The following is a 25472-nucleotide window of genomic DNA, read 5'->3' as shown; positions in this document are numbered from 1 at the left end:
GAAGCCCTAGAGCGCTACGATACCGCTTTGAAACTCTACGAGCAAGTAGGAGACAAACTGGGCAAAGCCAATACCCTGGGTGCCATCGGCGATGTTTTGCAATTCCTCGCTCGCCGTGATGAAGCCCTAGAGCGCTACGATACCGCTTTGAAACTCTACGAGCAAGTAGGAGACAAACTGGGCAAAGCCAATACCCTCAAAGCCATCGGCGATGTAGCATTAGCTAACGAGCAGTATCCGGAAGCACTTCAGCATTACCGACAGGCGTTAGCTTTAGTCGAACAAATTCACGATCTATACAGCACAGCCCGCGTCTGGTATTACATCGGCACAGCTTACGCGACACAGGGCGACAAGCCTCAAGCAATTTCAGCTTTCACTACCGCCGCCAGCATATTTCGGAATATCAAGTTAGAGGATTTGGCTCAGTTTTGCGAAGGAGCGATCGAAAAAATAGAATAACCCCAAAAACATCAAATCGCAGGCAAATTATCCAATCCTGTATCCGCATTAATCTGCGTTCATCTGCAGTCAAAAAAGATCGAGATCCCTTTCTAATAATTCAGAAAAGCTCTCGCCCATAATTCATCAAACGAGCGAGATCCCTTCTGACATCCGCGTTAATCAGCGTCCATCTGCGGTTAAAAAAGAGCGAGAGTCCTTTCCAATCATTCAGAAGGGATCTCGCTCTTAATCTGTTGCGACGCTGTGATTTAATGGGATGGGCGATCGGTTATGCTGCAATATGTCATATATCAACAATAATCCCAGAGCTACCCCAGATGAAATTAGAGTCGGCGAATTTTTGAACAACAAAGCAGAAGCTGGCCAACTGACTGGAGTGATCCGAGTAGAAGGAACCGCCGAAAGACCAAACATCAGAACAGGTGACTATAGTTTTTTTCACCCAGACGCCACCCAAACATCCGCTGATTTGATGCAACCCCAAACCAGACTTACCAGGAGCCTCGCTCAAAATATCATAGAAAAAGACGGTCAAGCCGAGATTGTAGTAGTTGAACTTGGTGTCGGGGACAGCGCATTGCTAGAAGTGGACGAAGTTCAACGCATGATCCAAGGCGTTATCAACACACCCGGTCACAGCATCGATCGAATTATCATTATTAAAGACAGTCAAATCATCGTTGATGTATAGCGCTCTTGAGAAATTATTATGCCTAGACTCTCTTGTCGGTGCGGTGAAAGCTTCAGTTTATCTCCAGTTCCACATCCCCAAGGATTCAAAATATTGTGGGAACCTTTGCGCGAAAAACTTATTGAGGATCTGATTGCTGTTTACTCCTCTGCTGCATCCGAGGAGGAATTTGAAGATAAAGTCTACCAGCTTCTTTATCCTAAAAATCCCGAATTTCCTCAAGTTTATGAATGTCCGCACTGTGGCAGACTTGCTGTATTTGCCCGTGCTTCTGATAGCAAGCCTGCTTTGTGGTTTGAGCGAGAAGAATTTCAGGGCGATCTGGTTAATTCCCTCCGTTCTTTGTTAGAGGAAAATATGAGCTATAATCTCAGCATTTCTCCTGTAATTTAATAATATTTTTGGGGAGACTTGAAAGAGCGAGCTCCCTTTTTGGGCTAGATTCAGAAAGGATATCGCCCGTTTTACAATCAAAAGAGCGAGATCCCTTCCTGCATCCGCGTTAATCTGCGTCCATCTGCGGTTAAAAAAGAGCAAGATCCATTTTTCACCCATATCCAGAATAGATAGTGTGCAAACAAACTAGCAAGTATTAATAACACCATATCCAGCCCAAAACTATGAAAAAAATCATTATTGGCATCATGGGCCCCGGCGATAGTGCCACATCAACCGACTTAGAAAACGCCTATCAACTCGGACAACTCATCGCCGAAGCAGGATGGATATTGCTAACTGGTGGCAGAAATGTCGGCGTCATGGATGCAGCCAACAAAGGAGCAAAATCAGCTAACGGTTTAACAGTCGGCATCCTTCCGGGAAATGACACTCGCGGCATTTCTGAAGCTGTAGATATTGCCATTGTCACCGATATGGGAAACGCTAGAAATAACATTAACATTCTTTCTTCACACGTAATAATTGCCTGCGGTATGGGGACGGGCACTGCTTCGGAAATTGCCCTCGCTCTGAAAGCTAACAAACAAGTTATCTTGTTAAATGACAGCGCCGAAAGTAAACTTTTTTTTAAAGGTTTAGCACAATTTAACATCTTTGTGGTAAACAATGCTGTAGAGGCTATGAATCAAGCTCGCGAAATCCTAGTAAATCCAAGATGACATCCAAGATGAGACTAAGTAAATTCAACAGTTGTGCGATCGGCATTTTCCTGACTTTGGGGATTTTCGTCACTACCAAAGCAGACGGAGGAATTGCACAGTTCAGTTTCACCAACAAATCCACTCAAAAATTAGCACAAACCCTCCCTCCTCCTCCCCCTTTTACACAGCCTGTTACCGAACAAGAAGCCCCACCTATTCGCAGCGAATCCGTACCGGATCAAATCGCTTTAGCAACCCATTTGCAGACAATCAAAGCTAGAATGTACGGTGCTTACTGGTGTCCTCACTGTCACACCCAACAAGAACTTTTCGGCAAAGAAGCATTTAGCGCCATTACTTACATTGAGTGCGATCCCAGAGGCAGAGATGCTCAACCAGATTTGTGCAAAGCTGCTAATATTAAAGCTTATCCCACTTGGGAAATTCGTGGTAAATATTACACGGGCCGGCAATCTTTGGAAAAACTGGCTATTTTATCCGGTTATAAAGGCAGCAGCAATTTTCTGCCACCAGTTTCCTATCCTTAAAAATATCTAAATTCTTTCCCACTCGCCCACGAATAAACCGGGGTTTTTAACCGATATTGACGGTTTTTAGCAATTATAGGACTAAGGCAAACTGTCACGACTAGGGGTTAAATTTTAGGCGGAACTTCCCCCTGCCAATATACTTACACAGGCTCAAAAGCCTCTAAACACCAAGGTTTCAATTGTTGACTAAATAATGGTGTACCCATGTAGATGACTCATATCTGTTTGCGATCGGCAATTATATTGAATCTACAACCATTGAGTGCGATCGCCTGCGTCAGCTATTACTTATTAATGGGTACAAATTTTCCGATCAACAGTTGCATTCTTTGTTGAGTAAGAGTTTGATCACTGTTAGTACATTTGTATGGGGGAAGTCCCGTTTAATCAATTGAAGAGCTAGAGTATTTATTGCCTCGCCTCTTAAAGGAATAACAATTAATAATTAAATGGGCGCGAAAACTCACAAACAAGGGTAATGCTTGTATCACAGTTTAAATTGTGCAACAGCTTAGGTTCTACATATGGTGAAAAAAATACATCTGATGATGGCATAATTGAATGAAAAATTAGGTATACACAAATTATAATAATTCATTATTTTTATTTCAAGTAATCTTTTTTCGGAAATTACCAAATTGATAAGACTCATACTTTTTAGGTAGAGAGCGAAATTTTGAATCATTATAAACTGCCGCATTCAAGATTGACTGCCTAACAGTTCTTCTGCTACCAATCCTTTCTGAATTGCGAGTACAGCAGCTTGAGTGCGATCGCGCACTTCTAACTTTTGCAAAATCGCGTGCACGTGAACTCGCACCGTACCCGGAGCAATGTACAATATTTTAGCTATTTCCTGATTGCTTTTTCCGCCCGCAACTAAAGCTAATATTTCTTGTTCTCGCTTCGTCAGCGGATTCTCTAAAACTTCCGATTTCAACCCATTTTTTAAAGGTTCGGGATTAGCAAAAACCGCCCGAATTTCCGCAGTCGCTGCCTTATCCCACCAAGAAGCGCCCAACGCTACCGATCGAATTGCTAAAACCAAAGTTTCCGCCGCAATTCCTTTTAGACAATAGCCCTGAGCACCCGCAGCAATCAATCTTTCAATTAAGGATTTTTGCGAATGAGATGTTAAAATTAAAACTGGAATTTCTGGATGCCGCTGTTTAATTTGGCGGCACGCTTCAATGCCACCAATTCCCGGCAAACCGACATCGAGAACTACCACATTTGGCAAGTGTTCCTGAGTCAATTCTACCGCCGTTTCTCCATCTTCCGCCTCGGCAATTACTTGCAAGCAACTTTCCTGCTGCAACCTGGTTTGCAGCCCCAACCGAAACAGTTCGTCGTCTTCAACTAGAAGAATTCGCAAGGGAAAAACTGGTTTCATTTGCAATGATCCCCGCTATCAAGTGGGTTATTATTATTAGTATGATTCGCCAAACTAATTGCAAATGCAGCAAAGTAGCACCGAGCAATTTTCCACCTCTGCGAACCAGGCGCAGAACTCGCAATGACGGCAGATAGAAGCAAGAAGTATGCAACTAAAAAAGATATCATAAAGCTGGGATAGCAGGGAGTCGAAATGCAAACAAAGCGCCGTGTGGCAATTTATTTTCTGCCCAAATTATACCACCGTGCGCCTCAATAATTTGGCGGGATAAGTATAACCCCAATCCCGAGCCTTTGGCTTGCCGATCGCCGTTTCCTTGATAAAAACGTTCAAACAAGTGGGGCTGTTCCTCTGCTGTAATTCCTAACCCGCTATCAATAACTTTCACCACCTGATAACTCGAATAAGATTCCATAACAATTTCCACTTTACCGCCGCGAGGAGAATGGTTAATTCCGTTTGTCAGTAAATTAGCAAAAACGCGCTGAAGTTGCACTGCATCGCCCTTTACCCACAAAGAGCGGCGGAAATCTGACTCTCCGTAACTCATATTAATGTAAACCCGGCGCGCCGCCGATAAATCCATGAGAGTTGCAATTACTTCTTCTGCCAAAGCAACTAAATTTACGGGAGCAAGTTGCAGTTTTAAACCTTCGGCATCGTTGCGGTAAACATCCAGCAGCGTTTCTACTAATTGTAGTGACATTTTGTGCGATCGCGCCATTGTTTCGAGAACTTTTTGCTGACTGGCGGTGACATTCCCAAATTTTGCTGACTGAAAAGCTTTAATTGTTTCGATCGCCCCCAGCATCGGCGTTTTTAAGTCGTGACTCAAAGTAGAGACAAAATCTTCTCGGATGCTAGCTAGCTGCTGCTGCGACTGCAACTCAGCTTTAGCGATCGCGATCGCTTCTTGGTACTGGTGGTTGCGATCGCTCAAATATCCCGTCACCCCTAAAGCCATGACAGCGATCAATCTATTTGCGACAGTGGCTAGGGCGATCGCTTCTCCATGAGGAACAAACAAATCTAACAGCGTCAAAGCTGCCGCTACTAGCGTAATTTGCAACTTACCCAACCGACTCAATCGCGAATTGGCTAGTAAAATCGGGCCCGTATACAAATACCCAAACAGATACTGCGGCGGGGTAGTAAATTCCAGCAGTGCAACAATCGCAAATAAAATTGCGATCGACCACCTCCCCCGCAAATACTTCTCTTGAATTGCCAGGTTTTTTGGGATAGCCGATAAACTTTTAAACATCCTCAATCAATCCTTTTTATATTTTATTTTTACAATTTTTTTTCTTTCTACCTTCTACCTGAACACAGCTATTTTTTTGGATTTTTTCACCTATTATCGCCCAAAAACATCGCGTTTAGCAAACATCTATATCTCGGAGTATAGACATTTAACCAGAGCTAAATATTCATCTAGTCTGGCAAATATAGAGCGAGTAAGCCTAATGTGCAAACAGCAATTTATACCGGAAAGCTGATTATCCAATTTTCTAACAGTGAGTATAGTAATCAGTAAAAGTAGAGAGCATTTTTTTGCTAACAGAAGTGACCTATCAACTTTGTCTAACCAAAGCGAGTTCAGTTTTATCCCAATTAACAAGAGTTATTGTGGCGCGCTCTTAAATGCTATACAATTCCTCTATCGCTGTCAAAGCACGGGATTAGCAAAATAAAAATAAGGAATTCTCGCCAGCGAAAACCCGCTGATAGCGTTAATCCCTCTGGCTGGGGAGATTGCATCTTAGCACCATTGAATTCGGCGATCGCCCCCAAACTGAAAGTGAGCTGCAAAAAAAGCTCGCCCGGTTTTTGGAACCTCCCACCTAACCCATTTGGCGATCGGCAAAACCCCTTTATCCAACGATAAAAAATTGGCTCAGTTATGCAGCAAGGATTACTTCAAATCGCATTAACCCTAATCATTTTAATAGCAATCGCGCCTATCTTCGGCAGCTACATGGCGCGGGTGTACATGGGAGAAAAAACCCTTCTCGATCCCGCTATTAAACCCCTAGAACAACTCATCTATAAAGCCAGCAACATCCGGTCTGTAGATTCCATGACTGGTTGGCAATATGCCCGCTCTTTACTCTACAGCAATGCAGCAATGGGCATATTTGTTTTTTTTATTTTCATGCTTCAGGGAGTGCTGCCTTTAAATCCCACCAGCCTAAGTACCCCAACCTGGGATACTGCGCTGCACACAACTATTTCATTCCTCACAAATACCGACCAACAGCATTACTCCGGCGAGACAACCTTCAGTTACTTATCCCAGTTAACTCTGGGTTTTTTAATGTTTACCTCAGCCGCTACCGGTTTAGCGGTAGGGATTGCCTTTATTCGGGGATTAACCGGCCGCCCGCTGGGCAACTTTTACATCGATTTAATTCAATCAATCACCAGGATTCTGCTACCTCTTTCTTTAATAATTGCCTTACTGTTGCTAATTTCAGGAGTGCCGGAAACCCTAGCAGGGCCGGCAGTGGCCCGTACCTTAGAAGGCGGCACCCAAGTAATTGCTCGCGGCCCAGTTGCTCACTTGGAAAGTATCAAACAACTGGGAGAAAATGGCGGCGGATTTTTTGCCATGAACTCGGCTCACCCCTTTGAAAATCCCAACCCTTTTACCAACCTGCTGGAAACACTAGCCATGGTTTCTATACCAGCAGCTATGATTCACACCTACGGCAGATTTGCCAATAACAAAAAGCAGGGATGGCTGATTTTTTGGATGGTGTTTGCCATCTACGCTGTCTTGATTGGCATTGCAGCGTTTGGCGAGTACGGCGGCAACCCTCAAATCAATAATTTACTGGGGGCGCAACAACCAAATTTAGAGGGCAAAGAAGTTAGATTTGGCTGGGCAGAGACTGCACTGTGGGCGGTGACTACGACGGGAACAATGTGCGGCGCTGTCAACGGGATGCACGATTCTTTAATGCCTCCCGGTGGTTTTGCTACTCTGTTTAATTTGTTTCTGCAAATCGTTTGGGGCGGACAAGGAACGGGAACGGCTTACTTGTTTATTTACTCGATTTTGAGCGTATTTCTCACGGGATTGATGGTGGGGAGAACGCCGGAATTTTTGGGACGCAAAATTGAGAAACGGGAAATTGTTTTAGCCAGCGTTGTTTTATTAATTCACCCGATCGCAGTTTTAATCCCCGGTGCAATTACCCTCGCTTTTACCGACAGTTTGAGCGGCATCAGCAACCCGGGATTTCACGGCATTTCCCAGGTGATGTACGAATACGCTTCGGCGGCGTCTAACAACGGTTCTGGCTTAGAAGGATTGGCTGACTCTCAACCCGCACCGACAGGACTTTGGTGGAATTTAAGCACCTGTTTTAGCCTGCTGTTGGGGCGCTACGTTCCAATTATTGCCCTATTGCTTTTAGCTGACAGCATGACGAACAAACAACTGGTTCCCGAAACAACGGGCACTCTCAGAACCGATTCAGTTTTGTTCACCAGTGTAACCGCAGGAGTAATCATAATTCTGGGCGCGCTGACATTTTTTCCAGTCCTAGCTTTAGGGCCAATTGCCGAAGGATATGAAATTAGCAGCGGCAAGTTTGAACCTGCATCGATAACTACACCCACAACACCTTTAGCAACACCAACTCCTCCACCTCGGTAGCAAAAAGTTATCAACCTAACTCTTCTCTTTCTCTGTGTTCTCTGTGTTCTCTGTGGTTCATTAAAAATTTCCAATCGATATGGCTTCTTCCAATACTCCTGATTCCCCAAAAAAACCTGCTAGAGGCTCTCGCGAGTCTCGCAAGCACACGCCGAAAGCAAATACAAAAGGCCTTTATCAAAGAGCTTTTAAAGAAGCTTTTGTCAAGCTAAACCCGCGGGTGATGCTAAAAAATCCGGTGATGTTCGTGGTGTGGATAGGCACAATTGTGACTGCACTTTTAACGATCGATCCGACTTTGTTTGGCCCGGTTGCCGGCGAAAATCAGAGAGTTTTCAACGGTTTAGTCACGTTTATTTTGTTCTTCACTTTAGTATTTGCTAATTTTGCTGAAGCGGTAGCAGAAGGGCGTGGCAAAGCGCAAGCAGATGCGCTGCGATCGACCAAAGCCGACACAACAGCCCGCAAACTCTTACCAGACGGTTCAATTCAAGAAGTTAGTTCGACATCCCTGAGACGCGGCGACCAAATTAAAGTGATCGCAGGCGATGTCATTCCTTCCGACGGCGAAGTAATTGCAGGCGTCGCGTCGGTGGATGAATCTGCGATCACAGGCGAATCCGCACCGGTGCTCAAGGAACCGGGTTCGGACATCGCCAGTTCCGTCACTGGCGGTACGCGCATCCTCTCTGATGAACTGACGCTGCGGGTAATGGCTGACCCGGGTAAAGGGTTTTTGGACAGGATGATCGCGCTGGTGGAGGGGGCCGAAAGGTCGAAAACGCCCAACGAGATCGCGCTGACGGTCTTGCTGGCGGTGCTGACGCTGGTGTTTTTGATTGTGGTTTCGACGATTGGGCCGATGGGCAATTACGTGAAAACTCCTGTGGGCGTGGTGACGCTGATTTCGATGCTGGTGGCGCTGATCCCGACGACGATCGGCGGTTTGCTGAGCGCGATCGGCATTGCGGGGATGGATCGCGTCGCTCAGTTTAACGTGATAGCGACCTCTGGACGCGCCGTGGAGGCTTGCGGCGACGTGAATACGCTGATTTTGGACAAAACGGGGACGATCACGCTGGGGAACCGTTTGGCCGAGGAGTTTATTCCGGTAAACGGTCACTCGCTGGAGGAGGTGGCGAGTGTAGCCCTTGCTGCTAGCCTGTTTGACGATACTCCAGAGGGAAAGTCGATCGTCCGTTTGGCTCAGAATTTGGGCGCAGAGGTAGATTTCGATCGCACCAACGCCACGGGGCTTGATTTTTCCGCAAAAACGCGGATGTCTGGCACGGATTTGCCCGATGGGACGGAGGTTCGCAAAGGTGCGGTGGACGCGGTGAAGGGTTTTGTGCGATCGCGTGGCGGTAATATCGGCCCCGATCTCGATGAAGCTTATGAGCGAGTTTCCCGGCTGGGAGGCACACCTCTAGGCGTTTGTCAAGGCAGCGACACCTACGGCATTATCTATTTGAAAGATGTCATCAAACCGGGAATTCGCGATCGGTTTGACCAACTGCGAAAAATGGGCATCCGCACAATAATGCTCACCGGAGATAACCGAATTACAGCATCAGTAATTGCCGACGAAGCAGGCGTTGACGACTTCATTGCCGAAGCAACTCCCGAGGACAAAATTGATGTAATTCGCAAGCAACAAGCCGAGGGCAAATTAGTAGCAATGACAGGAGACGGAACCAACGACGCACCCGCGCTAGCGCAAGCAAACGTAGGACTCGCGATGAATTCTGGAACCCAAGCCGCGAAAGAAGCAGCGAACATGGTGGACTTAGATTCCGACCCCACCAAACTAATTGATTTAGTTACAATTGGCAAACAATTGCTGATTACTCGCGGCGCGCTGACTACGTTTTCGCTAGCGAACGACATTGCCAAATATTTTGCAATTATTCCGGCAATATTTGCCCCGGTTGGCGCTTTAAACGTGATGGGTTTAACCAGCGGTCAGTCTGCGGTTTTGTCCGCATTAGTTTACAATGCTTTGATTATTCCCGCTTTGATTCCACTAGCATTAACTGGTGTAAAGTTTAGACCTTTGAGCGCCAATCAACTGTTGCAGCGGAATATTTTAATCTACGGATTGGGCGGAGCAATCGCGCCGTTTATTGCTATCAAAATTATTGATGTTTTGATTACCGCCGTTGGGCTAGCATAGATCGGGAAAGCACGGCAGGGATTTTGACACGGATACACGGATTAATCTCGTTCCCCGGCTCGGCCTCGATTTTTCCCAAAAAATTATCCAATAGAAGACAGATATTTATTATCAAAATAAGGAGAATTCATGAAACGTAATGATTTGCTGAATGATATTTTTCCCAGAGATTTCCAAGAAATTATTGAGTTAGCGCAAATGCTTTGGCAGCGCCACCCAATCCCGGTGCAGCTATTTCTGGTAATGTGTTTCAATGCTATAATTGCTCCCGCTGTTTACGCGGCTGCGGGTGAAGATTTGCCCCGAAAAGCTGTCTGGGGTTTAAGTCTCCTGGGTTTGGTGATTATCGCCCTTTCTATTTACCTGTTTGTAGTCATCTTTCAGCCGGAAAGATTTTAGTCAATAATTAACCCTTAGCAAATAACCGAGCCAGGTAATTTATGAGAGAAATAATTAGAGCCATTCGCCTTACCCTGGTTTTATGGGGAATCACAGCCATTATTTACCCTTTAATCTTGCTAGTAATCGGTCAAATTGCCTTCAACTCCCAGGCAAACGGCAGCTTAATTACCAAGCAAGGAGTTATAGTGGGTTCGTCGTTAATTGGCCAACCTTTCTCCTCAGAAATATATTTTTGGAGCCGTCCCAGCACGACAAATTACAGCAGCTTTGCGACAGAAAATTATGATCCGACAAAGGGAGAAAATTTTAGTCAAAGAACAGGTATTTCGGGAGCTAGCAACCTTGCTCCCAGTAACTCAGAGTTGCTGAAGCGAGGCAATGAGAAAGATGGTTTTCAGGGGGTGCAAGTTGAATTAGATCGCCTCAGCAAAGCTGGTATCAAACCGACTGCTGATTTAGTCTACACCTCTGGTTCTAGCCTCGATCCGCACATTAGCGTAGAGGCAGCTATGGCGCAAATTCAGCGGATAGCAACGGTGCGATCGCTCAATCTCAATCAAGTAGAAATGTTGGTAGCCAAAAATACAGATGGCAGATTTCTCGGCATTTTCGGCGAACCGGGAGTTAACGTCCTCAAACTGAATTTGGCTCTCGACCGTTTACAATAGTTTACAATAGTCGGCAGTCATCGGTCATAAACTGACTGATGACTCGAAATTGACTAACTACCCACTACTCAGCTATGATTCACTCTAGCGAACTTACCAACAATCCAGACGCGGTTTACGCCCAACCGAACCGCACTTACGATCGCACCCCCCGCAGGGGAAAGCACAAAATATTTATCGGCATGGCCCCCGGTGTCGGCAAAACTTTCCGAATGCTGGAAGAAGGGCACAGGCTTAAATTGGAAGGCATTGATGTGGTCATTGGACTGTTAGAAACTCACGGGCGAAAAGAGACAGCAGCTAAAGGCGAGGGACTAGAAATAGTGTCCAAAAAACAAATGCTGCGCGGCGAAAAAATTCTCACCGAAATGGATACTGAATCTGTCATAGCACGCCGCCCCCAATTAGCATTAATAGACGAACTAGCTCATACAAACATTCCCGGTTCTCTGCGAGAAAAACGATATCAAGATGTCGAAGAAATTCTCAAGGCTGGGATTGATGTTTTCTCCACCCTCAACATTCAACACATAGAAAGTCTCAACGATTTAGTAGCTCGCATTACCGGAGTTGTAGTGCGAGAGCGAGTGCCCGATCGCGTCCTCGAAGATGCTGACGAAATAGTCGTTGTCGATGTCACGCCGGAAACTTTAGAAGAAAGGTTGCTAGAAGGCAAAATTTATGCTCCCGAAAAAATTGAACAATCTTTAGAAAACTTTTTCCAGCGCCGTCATTTAATTGCTTTGCGAGAACTCGCCCTGCGAGAAGTCGCAGACAATGTGGAAGACGATGCAGCAACTTTAAAAGGTCAATCTTGCAACATTCACGAACGAGTTTTAGTGTGCATCTCGACTTATCCGAATTCTTTGCAACTGCTGCGGCGGGGCGCGAGGATTGCTAGCTATATGAATGCCCCATTTTATGCTGTGTTTGTCAACGATCCAGACCGATTTTTAACAAAAGCAGAAAGCTTGCACGTTGAAACTTGTGAGAAACTCTGTCAAGAATTTAAGGGGCAATTTTTGCGGGTAAACGGCACTAATATAGCCAAAGCAATCTCGGAGGTAGCTAAACAGTATCGCGTTACTCAAATTGTGATCGGCGAAAGCCAGCAATCCCGCTGGAGATTGTTGCTGCGGGGTTCTTTGACTCAACAGTTAGTGCGATCGCTCAAACACGTAGATTTGCACATCATCGCTACCGAAAAAAGTGGTCTTTCTAATTAGTCATTAGTCCTGAGTCATTAGTCATCAGCCCTTAGTCATTAATTATTAGTTATTAGCCAGATGAATGAAATAAACAATTCCGGGCGATTGTAAGTCACGGAGTTTATGGGGCACCAAGGCAAAGCCCGCCGGAGCAGGCTAGAAGCATAAACAATTTCGTATAATAACTCCAACTTTCGGAGGATACCTGAATCTAGCGGACGACGGATGCGCCAGAAGCTTTTACGTGTCAAAATCGCCATTGTTAAACCTGATTAAAAGTGCGATCGCTATGGTGGATGATTACATTCTCAACTTGCTAGTTATTGGCATCCTCCTGCTTACCGTTACCTTGGGTTCCGGATGGATTTCGCGATTGCCTGTATCTTATGCCTTAATTTATCTAATTGTCGGTATCGGATTGGGACCCTACGGCGTCAAGCTGATTGACTTGCGTCCCGAAGCTCAATTTTTAGAAAGGCTTACAGAGTTTGTAGTTATTGTTTCTCTGTTCAGTTGCGGCTTAAAAATGAATCGCCCGCTGCAATTTTGGGCTTGGAATTCCACAGCGCGGCTGATCGGTTTTTTAATGCCCATTTCTATTTTTGCAGTGGCCGCGATCGGTCATTGGTTTGTGAAATTAGATTGGGGCCCGGCGATTTTACTGGGAGCAATTCTCGCTCCCACAGATCCAGTTTTAGCCTCAGAAGTTCAGTTAGCTCATCTAGACGATCGCGATGAATTGCGCTTTGGTTTAACATCGGAAGGCGGTTTGAACGATGCTTTAGCTTTTCCCTTTGTTTATTTCGGGATTTATTCGCTAAAAGATAACAACTGGTCGAAGTGGTTTTCGCAGTGGGTAGCAGTTGACTTGATTTGGGCGATCGCCGCAGGTCTCGTTATGGGAATTTTAGTAGCTAAAGCCGTCACCTGGATCGATCGCCAACTCCAACACTATCGACCGGCCGATCAATTAATGGAAGATTTCATTGCTCTCAGCACAATTCTGCTCACCTATTCCCTCACAGAAGTAGTCAACGGCTACGGATTTCTCGCAGTTTTTGTAGCAGGAATTGTGGTGCAGGCGAGTTACCGCAACCCAGAAAAACCGCTTTCCCAACTGCACTTTACCGAGCGCATTGAAAAGTTAATGGAAATAGCAACTATTTTACTATTAGGTTCGCTTTTGCGCCTAGAGCCTATGTTGGCATATGGAGGATACTCCCTCTTAGTAGCTGGATTGTTGCTTTTTTTTATCCGGCCTGTTGGAGCTTGGATTAGTACGATCGGCAGTCCTTTACATCCCGCCAACCGCTTGCTGTGCGGTTGGTTCGGCATTCGTGGTGTCGGTTCTATCTATTACCTTACCTATGCTTTCGGTAAGGGTTTGGAAGGCGAGACAGCCGAAAAAATCGCCTGGATTACCTTTACAACCATCGTAATTTCTGTGATTTTGCACGGCATTACTTCCACCCCGTTAATGAACTGGTACGAGCGCCGAATCAAACCTAAAGTACCCGATTTAATTTAATTCCGGCACGCACCTCATACAGATAGTATGGGATATTTGTAGGGACACGACACTGCCGTGTCCTTACCCGGATCTGCGAATTTCACGAAATACTCTAAACAGGTTTCACCCCAACTAATAAAGCGAGTTCCCGCCACTTCCAATAACAGTCTGCATCTGTAAAACCAATTTCTCTAAACCAGCGCAGTTGCGTTTCGGCATCCAGCAATTTATTAGACGGATCTTCGGGTTCGTGACTAATACCCAGCGCCTCTCGAAATTTCTCGTGTAAAGCGGGAGTTGCGGACGCTACGTGTTCCAAATTGCAAAAGATGCCTCCCGGTTCCAAAAGCTCGAAAATCTCAGCGTAAAGCGAACGTTTGCGATCGTCTGCTACATGATGAATCGCAAAACTAGAAACAACCGCATCAAATTTGCCCAAATCCGGCAGCGATTCGTCAAAATTGTGCTCGATTACCGTGACATTCTGGTCATCAGCAAAGCGAATTCTGGCTTTTTCCAGCATTGTCGGCGAAAAGTCGATCGCCACACATTCAACATTTGGTCGATCGCACTTCAGCAAACCCAGCAACCGCCCGTCTCCCGTGCCCACATCCAGAATTCGCTTAACATTTTTCGGCACTTCCTCCAACAAAACCGCTTCACCTTCAGTGCGGTGAGGAATTCCATCAGCTTTAGCAAGATACCACAAAGCGTGTTCCGCTGAAGTCCAAAGATTCACTTGACTCATAAATTTTCAACTCTCATAAACCTCGCCATTTTTGCGAGTAAAAATCCAACTATTCCCGTTAGCTTTTGCAATTAGATCGTCATCGGGATATTCGGCACTATCTCCCAGAGTGCGATCGCCAATTTCCAGATAAACAACCTCTCCCTTCGAGCGGTTGACTAAATGATGCCCATCTGCATCCCCCGCCGGAAAACCCGCCGCCATACCCGGTTTCAGCACTTGCTCTCCCGAATTTGTAATCAGAGTAACTTCCCCTTCCAGAACATAGATTAACTCATCTTGCCGGGTGTGCCAATGCCTGAGAGCAGAACAACTTCCCGGCGCAAGTCTCACCAAATTTACCCCAAAATTCTGCAATCCGGCAGCATCGCCCAAGCGTTTTTTAACTCTCCCCGCAACAGCAGATTGGAATTGCTGAGGGTACTTGGAACCCGTAATTTCCGGCACATTTTTAGGATCGATAATCATAAAACATTCCTTTCATCTACCCACTGTTATCCAAAAAAAATCAGCTATTCTAACGGTTTCAAAGTAGTAGGATTTTCCCGAATCGGTTTAATAAAACTGCTATTAGCCCGCACAAAACAATTACCCTTATCCGTTGAAATCGGCAGCCAAGGTTTGCCCTGAGAGTCAGCAATCATAATTTGATTGGCATTATTTCCTGTCACCGCTTGCAAGCGTTCCCCCCGTCTAAACGTAGTCACGACAGGCCACTGCGAAACATTGTGTTTATTTCTTTCAAACAACTCAGCAGGCGCATCCAAACCGTCTACAGAAATTGATCGAAATCTCTGAGCCATCCGGCAATTCAACCCTTTAGAATCCGAGTCCACAACCAACCAATTTACCTGCCTGTTGCCCCGCTGTCGCGCAGGTGGCACCGGATAATCACCTTGCTTGTTAGCAACAGGTATTGCTGAGGCTAAATTAGCCTCCATTCCTAAAATCCAAGCCGCTGCGAGAAAGACAACTCTAATTTCTGCTTTCATTGCTACCAAAAATCCTTTAATTCGAGCTCATCATAATTTTATATTACCTGCCACTTTCCCGTCACTTTCGCATCCCACCTGCGACAGTTCCCGGAACTCATTAAGAATGTGTTATAAATATTGAGATTCATTAAGAAATATTGCTCAAATGCTCGTTTCCCCCTCCGGCGTCAGCAAACTCAAAGAATCTTTAAAAGAAAAAGTATTCTTTGGGAATGAGCCAACTCCCGAACTCATAGCCATCTTAGTGATTTACTTCGTCCAAGGCATTCTCGGACTATCCCGCTTAGCCGTCAGCTTCTTCCTGAAAGACGAACTCGGCATGAGTCCGGCAGAAGTCTCGGCAATGCTGGGCGTCGTCGCCCTGCCTTGGATTATCAAACCCGTGTTCGGCTTCATGTCGGACGGCTTGCCGATATTCGGCTACCGCAGACGCCCTTACATCGTCCTCTCCGGGCTGCTGGGCACCTTAGCATGGGTGAGCCTCGCAACAATTGTACACACACCGCTTGCAGCTACAGGCGCGATCGCCCTGAGTTCTCTCTCCCTCGCCGTCAGCGACGTAATCGCCGACTCCCTGGTAGTCGAAAGGGCCAGAAAAGAATCCGTTACCGACGCCGGTTCCCTGCAATCCTTGTCTTGGGGCGCTGCAGCCCTCGGCGGACTAATTACCGCCTACCTCAGCGGTTCCCTGCTGCAACACTTCAGCACCCACACAATATTTTTAATCACCGCATCTTTCCCGCTAATTGTATCAGCAACAGCTTGGTTAATTGCCGAAGAAAAAACCGACAAAAGAAGCGACTTTGAAACGGTCAAAGACCAAGTAAAACAACTGCGGCAAGCTGTTACCCAAAAAACAATTTGGCTGCCCACCGCCTTTCTCTTCCTCTTGCAAGCCACCCCAAGCTCTGACTCCGCCTTCTTCTTTTTCACCACCAACGAATTAGGCTTTCCACCAGAATTTCTCGGCCGAGTGCGCTTCGTTACCAGCATTGCCGCCCTCGCCGGCGTCTGGGTGTTTCAGCGCTTCCTCAAAACAGTTCCATTTCGAGTAATTTTTGGCTGGTCAACCGTCCTTGCGACTGCTTTGGGCATGACTACTTTATTATTAGTAACTCATGCGAACCGAGCTTTAGGAATTGACGATCAATGGTTCAGCATCGGAGACAGCCTGATCCTGACAGTAATCGGACAAATTGCTTATATGCCGGTGCTGGTACTCTCCGCCCGCTTGTGTCCCCCAGGCGTCGAAGCAACTTTATTTGCACTGTTGATGTCAATCACCAATTTAGCAGGACTTTTGTCCCACGAAGGCGGTGCACTTTTAACCCACTTGCTAGGAATTACCGATCGCAATTTCGATAACCTCTGGCTGCTAGTGATAATCACAAACCTCTCCACACTTCTGCCCCTACCGTTCTTAAATTGGCTGCCCGCCGAGAGTACAGAAAGCGGCGATCCAAACTATCAAAAGTCTCTTCCCGTATTAGAACCAGAACTGGGCAGTTCCAAACCAGGCGGACAGCATTTCATGCCCGAATACTTTCCCGACTTAGTACCGACAGTAAGGTCACAAAGCCGCACGGCAGATAGCAAATAAAGGAACGCACACAGGGATTTTGACACGGATACACGGATGAATTTAACTGTGTTTCCCCATTCTCCCAATTTCCTTCTCTCTGCGCCCTCTGTGTGCTCTGCGGTTAAAAAATTCGCTCCCGTAACACCAATGCAAAACTTACAACTTTCCCCATCTCAAACAGCCGCCCAAAAGGTATCATACGATCGCACAGACTGGCAGCGCGGCTACGAATCCCAACCCAACGAATCAGACTACTGGATTGACGACATAGAAGGCGAAATCCCCCCCGGCTTGCAAGGCACATTCTTTCGCAACGGGCCCGGATTATTGGATGTCAACGGCCAGCGCATCCACCACCCGTTTGACGGTGACGGGATGGTTTGTGCGATCGCAATATCCGAAGGCCGCGCCCATTTCCGCAACCGATTCGTCCGCACAGAAGGCTATCTCGCCGAACAAGAAGCCGGAAAAATTCTCCACCGAGGCGTTTTCGGCACACAGAAGCCAGGGGGCTGGCTAGCCAACATCTTTGATGTCAAAATCAAAAACATTGCCAACACCAACATCATTTATTGGGGCGACAAACTGCTAGCGCTTTGGGAAGCCGCAGCACCCTACAGACTCGACCCCCGCACCTTAGAAACATTCGGCTTAGACACCCTAGACGGCATTTTACAACCCGGTGAAGCCTTCGCCGCCCACCCCAGAATTGAAAAAGGGAAAAATGGCAAAGGAGACAGATTAGTAAACTTTTCTGTCAAGCCCGGTTTGTCGAGTACCATCACGATTTACGAACTCGACGAAAGCGGTAAACTTTTGCAGCGTCACGCCCATGCAATACCGGGTTTTGCCTTCCTGCACGACATGGTAATTACCCCGAATTACTGCATATTCTTCCAAAATCCCGTCAGCTTCAATCCGCTGCTTTTCGTGTTAGGATTTCGGAGTGCATCCCAGTGCATTCAATTTTCGCCAAACAAGCCAACGCAAGCAATTTTAATTCCCCGCAACGGCACTGACGAGGTAAAGATATTAGAAACCGAACCTTGTTTTGTCTTCCACCACTGCAACGCATGGGAAGAAGGAGACGAAGTTTTTGTTGACTCAGTTTGTTACGAATCATTTCCCACTGTAGAGGCGGACGGCGATTTTCGCGAGGTTGATTTTGACAGCGTTCCAGCGGGCGAATTGTGGCGGTTTAAGTTAAATTTGCAAGACAAAACGGTGCAGCATCAAGTTGTTGAAACTAGGTGCTGCGAGTTTCCAACTTTGCATCCGAATAATGTGGGACAACCTTACCGATATCTTTACATCGGTGCTGCTGATGCTCCCACGGGAAATGCTCCTTTGCAAGCTATCCTCAAAATGGATTTCGTGACTGGTGAAAGGCAAATTTGGAGTGCGGCACCACGCGGTTTTGCGGGGGAACCGGTGTTTGTTCTCCGTCCCGATGCTGTTGCTGAGGATGACGGCTGGCTGCTGCTTTTAATGTATGATGCAGCTCATCATCGATCGACCTTAGTGATTTTAGATGCTCGCGACATCACCAAAGGGCCCCTAGCGCGCTTGCATTTAAAACAGCACATTCCCTACGGTTTGCACGGAAGTTTCACACCAAATGTACTGCTTCCTATCGGTTCGTAGTTGCTCGTTGATTCGCCTGGTTCTTGCGCCGATGAGCGCCACAGCCCGCCGGGGGTTGAAAACCCCCGGCTCACAGCGAAAGCCTCTAAAAGAGGACTAAAACCAACATTTATTATCGATCGAGTTTCTTTAGTCGGTTTCAACCGACTTTAGCTATGAGCCAGGGGTTTAAACCCCTGGCGGACTGCGGAGAGTGCTAACAACTATTCCAGATGAAAAATATCATAATAGATGCAAACTATCAACACATTTAATTTCAAAAAAATACTTATTTTAATTGGCACTTTCCTCGCACTTTTCGCAATCATCTTATCTATTTACTCTCACAATGCTAACGCCCAAGAGCCTTACAATCCCTCTCCAGAAAGCGCTGTAGCGTCCAAAGGCTTGGTTGAGGTCAAAATGACGGTAATTGCAGTTGATCCCATTAAGAACGAATTAGAAACCCGCTTGCAGTTTGAACTCAAAGGTATCTATAAAAAAGGACCAACTTACCCGGCTCAAGACTTGTTAATGACAGTTAACGGCGCAAATGTACAGGATTCGGAAATTACCTTTAAAGAAGGCAAACCGATGATTGTTCCTGCATTGAAGTTTAACTTAGTCAAAGGAAAAATTAACAATTACCCGTTTGACAAGCACATTGCTAAAGTAGCTATTTCGCTCGACCCGCTGCCTTCAATTGGTAAAAAGTTTGCTCCATTTGAACTGAATCCCGTGCCACTTAAATTTAATTTTAATGCCGACGTTCCCGGTTTCGACATTAGTTATAAGCCGATGGAGGAGAATTCCTCTATCTTTATTTATATTGATGTTTCTGCAACTCGATCGCTCCCGGTCAAATTCTTTGCTTTAGTGATTATTGTCATCATGTGGGTGTTGTCAATTATGGCATTTTTACTAGCATTAAAAGTGATGAAATCGGGCAAGTTGCCGGAAGTGGGAATGCTGAGCTGGACTGCTGTGATGCTGTTTGCTTTTCCCGCGATTCGCAACGCTCAACCGGGAGTGCCGCCGGTGGGAACTGCAAGTGATTTTCTGTCGTTTTTTTGGACGGAAATTATTGTTGTGGTGGCGTTGGTGATTATCGGTAGTTGTTGGTTGAAGCGGTATCATCCGCCAATTGAATGATTTGAGATTTGAGATTTGAGATTTGAAGAATTTAGCCCAGAGATAAATCTGGGGGCTTTTACCCTGGATACTTTAAATTAACAGTCAACAGCCAACAGTCAACAGTTAACTAAATTCAAAGATTCAATTTTTGACTTCCAAATTCTCAATATCCTTTGCAGGTACGCCCAAACCGCGCAAGATAGTAAAAGCAATAATTCGATATCCCGACGGATTGGGATGAACTCCATCTGCGGCTAACAAATTCAGAGTCTTGCCGGCGTGTTTTTGATACGTGCCGATAACTTCCCGACAAGGCCCATTCAAATCGATAAACAAGCACTGATTCTGCAATGCAATTTCTCGCATCGCGGCAATATACTCTTGCAACCTGCGATTTTCTGGGCCGTCGAGAATTTCGCCGATCGGAGTAGGAGAAAGCAGTACAACTCGAATTCCTGCAGCTTTTGCAGCCAGCACCATTTGAGTTATTTTCTCCCGATATTCTGCCAGTGGCACTCCCTTGGGCAACTTGCCTTGCGGATAAAACTGACGGTTTTGGAAGTCGAAGAAAGCGTGCCAAACGTCGTTTACTCCGACATTAATCATCACTAAATCTGGCTTTTGGTCGATCGCATCTTTCTGGAAGCGCGCTTGCATATCAGTCGCCTTGTTACCGGAGATTCCGGCGTTGACGATTTCGATTTTGCGATCGGGATAAAGGGCATTCAGATAGCGTTGCAGCAGCCAAACGTAACCTCCGGGGTATTTCCCTGCCTCGGTGATGCTGTCGCCCACTGTGACAATTTTGCGCTTGCCGGCGAGCACGTTTTGGATTTCTGGTGGTGGCGTTGCTTCGGATACGGATTCTTTAAACACGGGAATTAAGGAGTGAGGAATGTTGAAGGCGATAATAGCAGCAATTACGGCGATGGCAAGTCTAATTAAAGCTTGCCTCAGCCGGGGTTTGGGACGGGGCGATCGCGCATTTGCAGACATTATGCGGTTTTTTACTCAAAGTCTAACTATTTATGGCTTCAATAATATTATCGATTTTGGTTTTTTTTGTCACTTATTTCAATAACTCAGTCCTAAGACTAACAAAAACCTGGTTTCGACGCCAAATCCGCAGTTATAAGCGTTAAGCCGTAAACCTAGCTGTTGACCCCGCCTGCGTAAATTGTACACGTGAAATTACTGAGGTTTTTGTCTTCCTCATCTGTCGGTGTAATTGCCATCACAAAAAAGTTCGCCCAATGTCACATGATTTCTGCTACTTACAGCACAACTTTAGCAGGTGATCGCGGTTTACAATATTATTGATTAGTTCAGGAAACAAGTTTTCATGCGAGGTTAAAGCAATGGTAGCAAATTCAAATTTTTTATATCCTCAAAATCGCTATTACGGTGAAGTAAAGCCAGAGAATTTGGTATTTAATGCGAATTTACAAGAGTTTTCTCAGCGAGTGGGTTACATAAGTTCCTTGACATCTAACGGTAAAATCTCTGTGGAACAGGCATTTACTCAGATCCAAACACTGTGGGAACAGGTAGAAAAGTCGAAAAAGCAGTTGGGAATTGGCGAAAATCCATTTTCCGCTTGAATAATTAGCGGTTGGCTTTGACGTTGATTTAGGCACCATTGGTGGCGATCGATTATTCCACAGCTTAAGATGAAAAATGAAAAAGTAGCTAGTGGCGATCGACCTTTTTGCCTATGAGTTCCGACCTAGTTCCTCTCCTTCCCAAAGTATCCGTCGGCCGCCGCGCTGCGGCCCTCTGCATCGACGGAATAGCAGTTTGGCTGCCCAGTTTGCTTCTGGGCACTAATGCCATCGTCCAAACCATATTTTTTGTCCTGCTGTGGCTGATCCTGCGCGTACCTATCGTCAGGAAAAACCAAGGTCAAAGTCTCGGGCGCTGGGCCTTGGACATGAAAATTGCCGATACCAGATTCCAACGGACTCCTGGAGTACAAGAACTGTGCAAGCGCGAGGCATTGCTGGGCCTGTGCGTGGCTTTAGCCTTCGCAGGTATAGCTGGGCTCACATCTACCAACGCCGCCGTCTTGCTGCTGATGCTGCCCCTGGCGATCGACTGTAGCGTTGCCCTCACCTCCGCCGAAAGGTTTCCCCAAGCTTTCCACGATCGCATCGGCGGGACGATCGTCGTCGGAGCCCGCCGTGGCTACTCGCTCGACATCAAAGTTAGAAGATTGCTTGACCAAGTGCAGAGCAATGTGAGAAGATAATAAATTGTGTTTAAATTAGTCGAAATTTATTTAGAATTATGGCTAAAGGCGTCCGCATCATAATTACTCTAGAGTGTACTGAGTGCCGTACAAACGTAAGCAAACGCTCGAAAGGCGTGTCTCGGTACACCACGACCAAGAACCGTCGCAACACGACGGCGCGGCTGGAACTCAAGAAGTTCTGCCCCCATTGCAACAGCCACACTGCCCACAAAGAGATCAAGTAGTGATTAGTCATTAGTCCTTAGTCATCAGTCATCAGTTGTTGGCAATTGATATTGACGCGCGAAAAGCAGATAACTAACCAATGCTTTCCTGAGGGCTAGCAACTAACGGCTAATAACTAAAAACTAACAGTCAACAGTCCAAGAACAACAGTAAACAAACAACAAACCATGACTTACTTTCGCCGGCGCGTTTCGCCAATCAAACCAGGAGACCCGATCGACTACAAAGATGTTGATTTGCTCAAAAAATACGTCACAGAACGCGGTAAGATTTTGCCCCGCCGGATTACCGGTTTGACGGCAAAACAGCAGCGAGACCTGACCAGAAGCATCAAAAGAGCAAGAATTGTAGCTTTGATGCCCTTCGTAAACCAAGAAGGTTAACAGGATTTGGGATTTTGGGTTTTAGATTTTGGACTGGGAATAAGACTTGCGCGAAAAGAACGTCTTTCTGTCATTAAGAGTGCAGCAAGAATGCAGCGAAATAATCGCGAAATAGGGTTAAGAGTCGTTGCAGCGCAAGTCTTAATCACAAGTCAAAAGTTAAAAAAAAGCAAGAAGAAAGAACAACTTTTTAGATTTTAACTTTCACAATTGACCAGAAAAATTGCCAATATCCAAAATCTAAAATCGCAAGCTCGAAACTCGATAAGTGGCCACGGTAAAAATCCAAAATCTCAAATATAAAGCTGGCAAGTGGAGAAGGGAACGTTAGTAGAATTTAGAGTGCACGGCGACCGCCGTCTGGCAGTTGCCGATCGCCCCGACGGCAAGAAAAACTGGGTTGTGGTAGACGAAAACGGTCAACCGCACAGCATACCGCCCAAACAAATCACCTACGAAGTAGTCGGAGAAACTTACAAACCCTCGGATATTCCCAAATTTCTCAAAGAAGTAGAAGCATACTCAGATCCGTCGAGTTTGGAAGTCGCTTGGGAACTTTTAGTCGGTGACGGAGAAACAGCAGATCCCGAATCCCTGGCAATGCTGCTATTTTCCGAGCGCAGTGCGGCCCAGTGTTACGCGGCTTACTGTTTGCTATCAACAGACAAACTGTATTTCAAACAAAAGGGCGATCGCTACGAACCGCGACCCGCCGCCCAAGTAGCCGAAATCAAACACCAGCAGGAAGTAGAACAGCAGCGACACCAAGAATCCCAAGGATTTTGGGATCGAGTCAAACAGCGGCTGGCAGGGGAAAATGTAGATTGGGAAAATAGCGACAGAACTCGCCTCGACGCCCTAGAACGCTTTGCCCTCCTCGGAGAAGAAGCAACGCACCGCACCCCAGCCTTAGAAACTTTAGCCAGCTTACAACGGTCCGAAAACCCCGAAGCAGCATTTGGCCTCCTCGTCGATCTCGGCCTCTGGAGTACCCACGAAAACCTGTTTTTGCGGCGCAGCCAAATTCCCCTACAATTCTCCGCAAAGGTATTAGAAGTGGCCCAACGCTGCCTAGAAAATCCCCCAACCGACTCCGACACAAATCGTCTCGATTTAACTCACCTCAAGGTTTACACGATCGACGACGAAAGCACCACCGAAATCGACGACGGCCTCAGCTTAGAATTCCTCGAAAACGGCCAGCAGCGCCTGTGGATACACATCGCCGATCCCACCCGCTTGCTTTCCCCCGGAGACGAACTCGACCTCGAAGCCAGAAAGCGCACCACTACGGTTTACCTGCCAACGGGAATGATTCCCATGTTTCCCCCAGCTTTGGCAACCGGGCCGATGAGTTTAATTCAAGGCAAAGAGTGCAGCGCGCTCAGCTTCAGCGTCACCTTAGACGAAATCGGCGCGGCTCAAGATTACAGCATCCACATCAGCACCATAAAACCCACCTACCGCTTGACCTACGATGACGTAGACGAAATGCTGGAGTTGGGAATTGAAGCAGAACCGGAAATAGCAGCGATCGCCTCTGCGGCCAAACTGCGCCAAAAATGGCGGGAAGCCCAAGGCGCAATCAGCATTTTCATGCCCGAATCAGTCATCAAAGTCAACGGCGACGACATCAAAATCCACGTCATCGACGACTCCACAGCCCGGATGCTAGTAGCCGAAATGATGATTTTAGCCGGCGAACTAGCCGCCCGCTACGGTCAAGCTCACAGCCTGCCAATACCCTACCGCTATCAGCCACAGCCCGAACTCCCTCCCGATGAAGAACTGCTGGCCGTACCTGCAGGCCCCGCCCGCGCTTGCGCCGTGCGTCGGTGTATGCCCCGCAGCGAAATGGGCCTCACCCCCGGACGCCACGCCGGCTTGGGTTTGGAATTATACACTCAAGTTACTTCCCCGATCCGCCGCTATACCGACTTGCTGACTCACTTCCAAATCAAAGCCCACCTGCGGGGCGAACCACTGCCTTTTTCTGCTGAAGAAATACAGGACATTGTGATGTGCCTCGGCACCGCAGTTAAAGAAGCATCCACAGTCGAACGCCAAACTAACCGCTATTGGGGATTGGAATATTTGCGGCGCAACCCAGACGAAGTTTGGGAAGCTTTAATGCTGCGCTGGCTGAGAGAAGACAGCAATCTCGGATTGATTTTATTGGAAGAGTTGGGTTTAGAATTGGCAATGCGATTTGGTCGATCGGTCGCAATAGGCGATCGGCTAGAAGTCAAAGTCACCCACTGCGATCCGCGATCGGATGTCATTAACTTCCAAGAAATGATATTTGAAGCCGCGCAATAGGATTTTAGATTTTAGATTTTAGATTTTGGATTGCAAAAATCTGTGTTGAAGGCTGAAACAGAGGATAAATCTCGTTTTTAGTCGAGTTTCTGACCCCCTCGCATCCCCCTTGTCAAGGGCAGGGGGGTAAAAAAGATGATGGTTTCATATCTAGTCCTGTAAAATAATCGTAATTCTTGTCAGGGCTAGTTCACCCCCGAGCTGTAATATAAGCCAGAAATCCCGTAAACCCGCCCCGACCCAAATATTGGGGTCGATCGACTGGACATGATATTCAATCCAAGACCGGTAATACTTTTGACATTAAATTGACACGCTTTGCTATCTCCTCTCTTCCTCCGTGTCCTCTGTGTCCTCTGCGGTTAATAAAAAAAACTTCAGCAT

General features: G+C 46.5%; 26 protein-coding genes. 19 read left to right on the top strand and 7 right to left on the bottom strand.

Annotated features, from left to right (window positions below; all coding sequences use genetic code 11):
* From QUA62_RS20490 to QUA62_RS20470, 5 genes are all read left to right on the top strand, one after another.
* Nucleotides 1-462, top strand: a 462-nt coding sequence (locus QUA62_RS20490) for a tetratricopeptide repeat protein (RefSeq protein WP_333406280.1), incomplete at its 5' end; no start/stop codon positions are given.
* 283 nt (nucleotides 463-745) lie between these two features.
* Nucleotides 746-1156, top strand: coding sequence for a hypothetical protein (locus QUA62_RS20485; RefSeq protein ID WP_333406279.1), 411 nt, complete (start codon nucleotides 746-748; stop codon nucleotides 1154-1156).
* An 18-nt stretch (nucleotides 1157-1174) separates the two neighbouring features.
* A complete protein-coding gene (locus QUA62_RS20480) occupies nucleotides 1175-1549 on the top strand; it encodes a hypothetical protein (protein WP_333406278.1) in 375 nt (124 codons plus the stop codon).
* Between the two features lie 227 nt (nucleotides 1550-1776).
* On the top strand, nucleotides 1777-2274 hold the full coding sequence (locus QUA62_RS20475) for a TIGR00725 family protein (RefSeq protein ID WP_333406277.1): 498 nt from the start codon (nucleotides 1777-1779) through the stop codon (nucleotides 2272-2274).
* An 8-nt stretch (nucleotides 2275-2282) separates the two neighbouring features.
* Nucleotides 2283-2804, top strand: coding sequence for a hypothetical protein (locus QUA62_RS20470; RefSeq protein ID WP_333406276.1), 522 nt, complete (start codon nucleotides 2283-2285; stop codon nucleotides 2802-2804).
* Between the two features lie 703 nt (nucleotides 2805-3507).
* Here the strand turns inward: QUA62_RS20470 and QUA62_RS20465 are convergent.
* The 3 genes from QUA62_RS20465 to QUA62_RS20455 all read right to left on the bottom strand — a co-directional run bounded on the left by QUA62_RS20465 (nucleotide 3508) and on the right by QUA62_RS20455 (nucleotide 6015).
* Complete coding sequence (locus QUA62_RS20465) at nucleotides 3508-4200, bottom strand: response regulator transcription factor (RefSeq protein ID WP_333406275.1); 693 nt, start codon at nucleotides 4198-4200, stop codon at nucleotides 3508-3510.
* A 166-nt stretch (nucleotides 4201-4366) separates the two neighbouring features.
* Entirely contained in the window at nucleotides 4367-5467 is a 1101-nt protein-coding gene (locus tag QUA62_RS20460; protein WP_333406274.1) for a HAMP domain-containing sensor histidine kinase, read from the bottom strand.
* Between the two features lie 383 nt (nucleotides 5468-5850).
* On the bottom strand, nucleotides 5851-6015 hold the full coding sequence (locus tag QUA62_RS20455; RefSeq protein WP_333406273.1) for a hypothetical protein: 165 nt from the start codon (nucleotides 6013-6015) through the stop codon (nucleotides 5851-5853).
* A gap of 91 nt (nucleotides 6016-6106) precedes the next feature.
* Between QUA62_RS20455 and kdpA the strand changes: the two genes are divergently transcribed.
* From kdpA to QUA62_RS20425, 6 genes are all read left to right on the top strand, one after another.
* Nucleotides 6107-7867 carry a potassium-transporting ATPase subunit KdpA gene (gene kdpA, locus QUA62_RS20450; RefSeq protein ID WP_333406272.1) on the top strand — a complete coding sequence of 587 codons (1761 nt, stop codon included), beginning with the start codon at nucleotides 6107-6109 and terminating at the stop codon, nucleotides 7865-7867.
* Between the two features lie 79 nt (nucleotides 7868-7946).
* Nucleotides 7947-10040, top strand: a complete 2094-nt coding sequence (gene kdpB, locus QUA62_RS20445) for a potassium-transporting ATPase subunit KdpB (protein ID WP_333406271.1) — start codon at nucleotides 7947-7949, stop codon at nucleotides 10038-10040.
* Nucleotides 10041-10169: 129 nt separating this feature from the next.
* A complete protein-coding gene (gene kdpF, locus QUA62_RS20440) occupies nucleotides 10170-10439 on the top strand; it encodes a K(+)-transporting ATPase subunit F (protein WP_333406270.1) in 270 nt (89 codons plus the stop codon).
* A 41-nt stretch (nucleotides 10440-10480) separates the two neighbouring features.
* Nucleotides 10481-11110: a K(+)-transporting ATPase subunit C gene (kdpC, locus tag QUA62_RS20435; protein ID WP_333406269.1), complete on the top strand. Its 630-nt coding sequence runs from the start codon at nucleotides 10481-10483 to the stop codon at nucleotides 11108-11110.
* 74 nt (nucleotides 11111-11184) lie between these two features.
* Nucleotides 11185-12336, top strand: a complete 1152-nt coding sequence (locus tag QUA62_RS20430; RefSeq protein ID WP_333406268.1) for a universal stress protein — start codon at nucleotides 11185-11187, stop codon at nucleotides 12334-12336.
* Between the two features lie 226 nt (nucleotides 12337-12562).
* Nucleotides 12563-13846 (top strand): sodium:proton antiporter, encoded by a 1284-nt coding sequence (locus QUA62_RS20425; RefSeq protein WP_333406267.1) that lies wholly within the window; start codon nucleotides 12563-12565, stop codon nucleotides 13844-13846.
* A gap of 94 nt (nucleotides 13847-13940) precedes the next feature.
* Here QUA62_RS20425 and QUA62_RS20420 read toward each other — a convergent pair whose 3' ends face one another.
* Genes QUA62_RS20420 through QUA62_RS20410 form a run of 3 tightly spaced genes read right to left on the bottom strand, consistent with a single transcriptional unit; the run spans nucleotide 13941 to nucleotide 15568 of the window.
* Entirely contained in the window at nucleotides 13941-14576 is a 636-nt protein-coding gene (locus QUA62_RS20420) for a class I SAM-dependent methyltransferase (RefSeq protein ID WP_333406266.1), read from the bottom strand.
* A 6-nt stretch (nucleotides 14577-14582) separates the two neighbouring features.
* A complete protein-coding gene (locus QUA62_RS20415) occupies nucleotides 14583-15044 on the bottom strand; it encodes a cupin domain-containing protein (RefSeq protein ID WP_333406265.1) in 462 nt (153 codons plus the stop codon).
* A 44-nt stretch (nucleotides 15045-15088) separates the two neighbouring features.
* Nucleotides 15089-15568 carry a hypothetical protein gene (locus QUA62_RS20410; protein WP_190658604.1) on the bottom strand — a complete coding sequence of 160 codons (480 nt, stop codon included), beginning with the start codon at nucleotides 15566-15568 and terminating at the stop codon, nucleotides 15089-15091.
* Nucleotides 15569-15716: 148 nt separating this feature from the next.
* Here QUA62_RS20410 and QUA62_RS20405 point away from each other — a divergent pair, with 148 nt between their 5' ends.
* From QUA62_RS20405 to QUA62_RS20395, 3 genes are all read left to right on the top strand, one after another.
* Nucleotides 15717-17171, top strand: a complete 1455-nt coding sequence (locus tag QUA62_RS20405; RefSeq protein ID WP_190658605.1) for a folate/biopterin family MFS transporter — start codon at nucleotides 15717-15719, stop codon at nucleotides 17169-17171.
* A 129-nt stretch (nucleotides 17172-17300) separates the two neighbouring features.
* Nucleotides 17301-18797: a carotenoid oxygenase family protein gene (locus QUA62_RS20400; protein ID WP_333406264.1), complete on the top strand. Its 1497-nt coding sequence runs from the start codon at nucleotides 17301-17303 to the stop codon at nucleotides 18795-18797.
* A 231-nt stretch (nucleotides 18798-19028) separates the two neighbouring features.
* Entirely contained in the window at nucleotides 19029-19928 is a 900-nt protein-coding gene (locus tag QUA62_RS20395) for a DUF4436 family protein (RefSeq protein WP_333406263.1), read from the top strand.
* A 123-nt stretch (nucleotides 19929-20051) separates the two neighbouring features.
* Here the strand turns inward: QUA62_RS20395 and QUA62_RS20390 are convergent, their stop codons facing one another.
* On the bottom strand, nucleotides 20052-20906 hold the full coding sequence (locus QUA62_RS20390; RefSeq protein ID WP_190658610.1) for an SGNH/GDSL hydrolase family protein: 855 nt from the start codon (nucleotides 20904-20906) through the stop codon (nucleotides 20052-20054).
* Nucleotides 20907-21268: 362 nt separating this feature from the next.
* Here QUA62_RS20390 and QUA62_RS20385 point away from each other — a divergent pair, with 362 nt between their 5' ends.
* The 5 genes from QUA62_RS20385 (at nucleotide 21269) to QUA62_RS20365 (ending at nucleotide 25088) form a co-directional block, all read left to right on the top strand.
* Nucleotides 21269-21511, top strand: coding sequence for a DUF7219 family protein (locus tag QUA62_RS20385; RefSeq protein ID WP_190658612.1), 243 nt, complete (start codon nucleotides 21269-21271; stop codon nucleotides 21509-21511).
* 113 nt (nucleotides 21512-21624) lie between these two features.
* The gene (locus QUA62_RS20380) at nucleotides 21625-22158 is read left to right on the top strand and encodes an RDD family protein (RefSeq protein ID WP_333406262.1); all 534 of its coding nucleotides are present in this window, start codon (nucleotides 21625-21627) and stop codon (nucleotides 22156-22158) included.
* Nucleotides 22159-22196: 38 nt separating this feature from the next.
* Nucleotides 22197-22385: a 50S ribosomal protein L33 gene (rpmG, locus tag QUA62_RS20375; protein ID WP_006631376.1), complete on the top strand. Its 189-nt coding sequence runs from the start codon at nucleotides 22197-22199 to the stop codon at nucleotides 22383-22385.
* A gap of 168 nt (nucleotides 22386-22553) precedes the next feature.
* Nucleotides 22554-22769 carry a 30S ribosomal protein S18 gene (gene rpsR / locus QUA62_RS20370; protein WP_006631377.1) on the top strand — a complete coding sequence of 72 codons (216 nt, stop codon included), beginning with the start codon at nucleotides 22554-22556 and terminating at the stop codon, nucleotides 22767-22769.
* Nucleotides 22770-23081: 312 nt separating this feature from the next.
* The gene (locus QUA62_RS20365; protein ID WP_333406261.1) at nucleotides 23082-25088 is read left to right on the top strand and encodes a ribonuclease R family protein; all 2007 of its coding nucleotides are present in this window, start codon (nucleotides 23082-23084) and stop codon (nucleotides 25086-25088) included.
* Nucleotides 25089-25472: the final 384 nt, after the last annotated feature.

It is taken from the genome of Microcoleus sp. MON1_C1 (genome assembly GCF_036701945.1).
Lineage (GTDB): Bacteria > Cyanobacteriota > Cyanobacteriia > Cyanobacteriales > Microcoleaceae > Microcoleus.
Note: the sequence above shows the minus strand (reverse complement) of the source record. Positions and strands in the feature narration are given on the sequence as shown.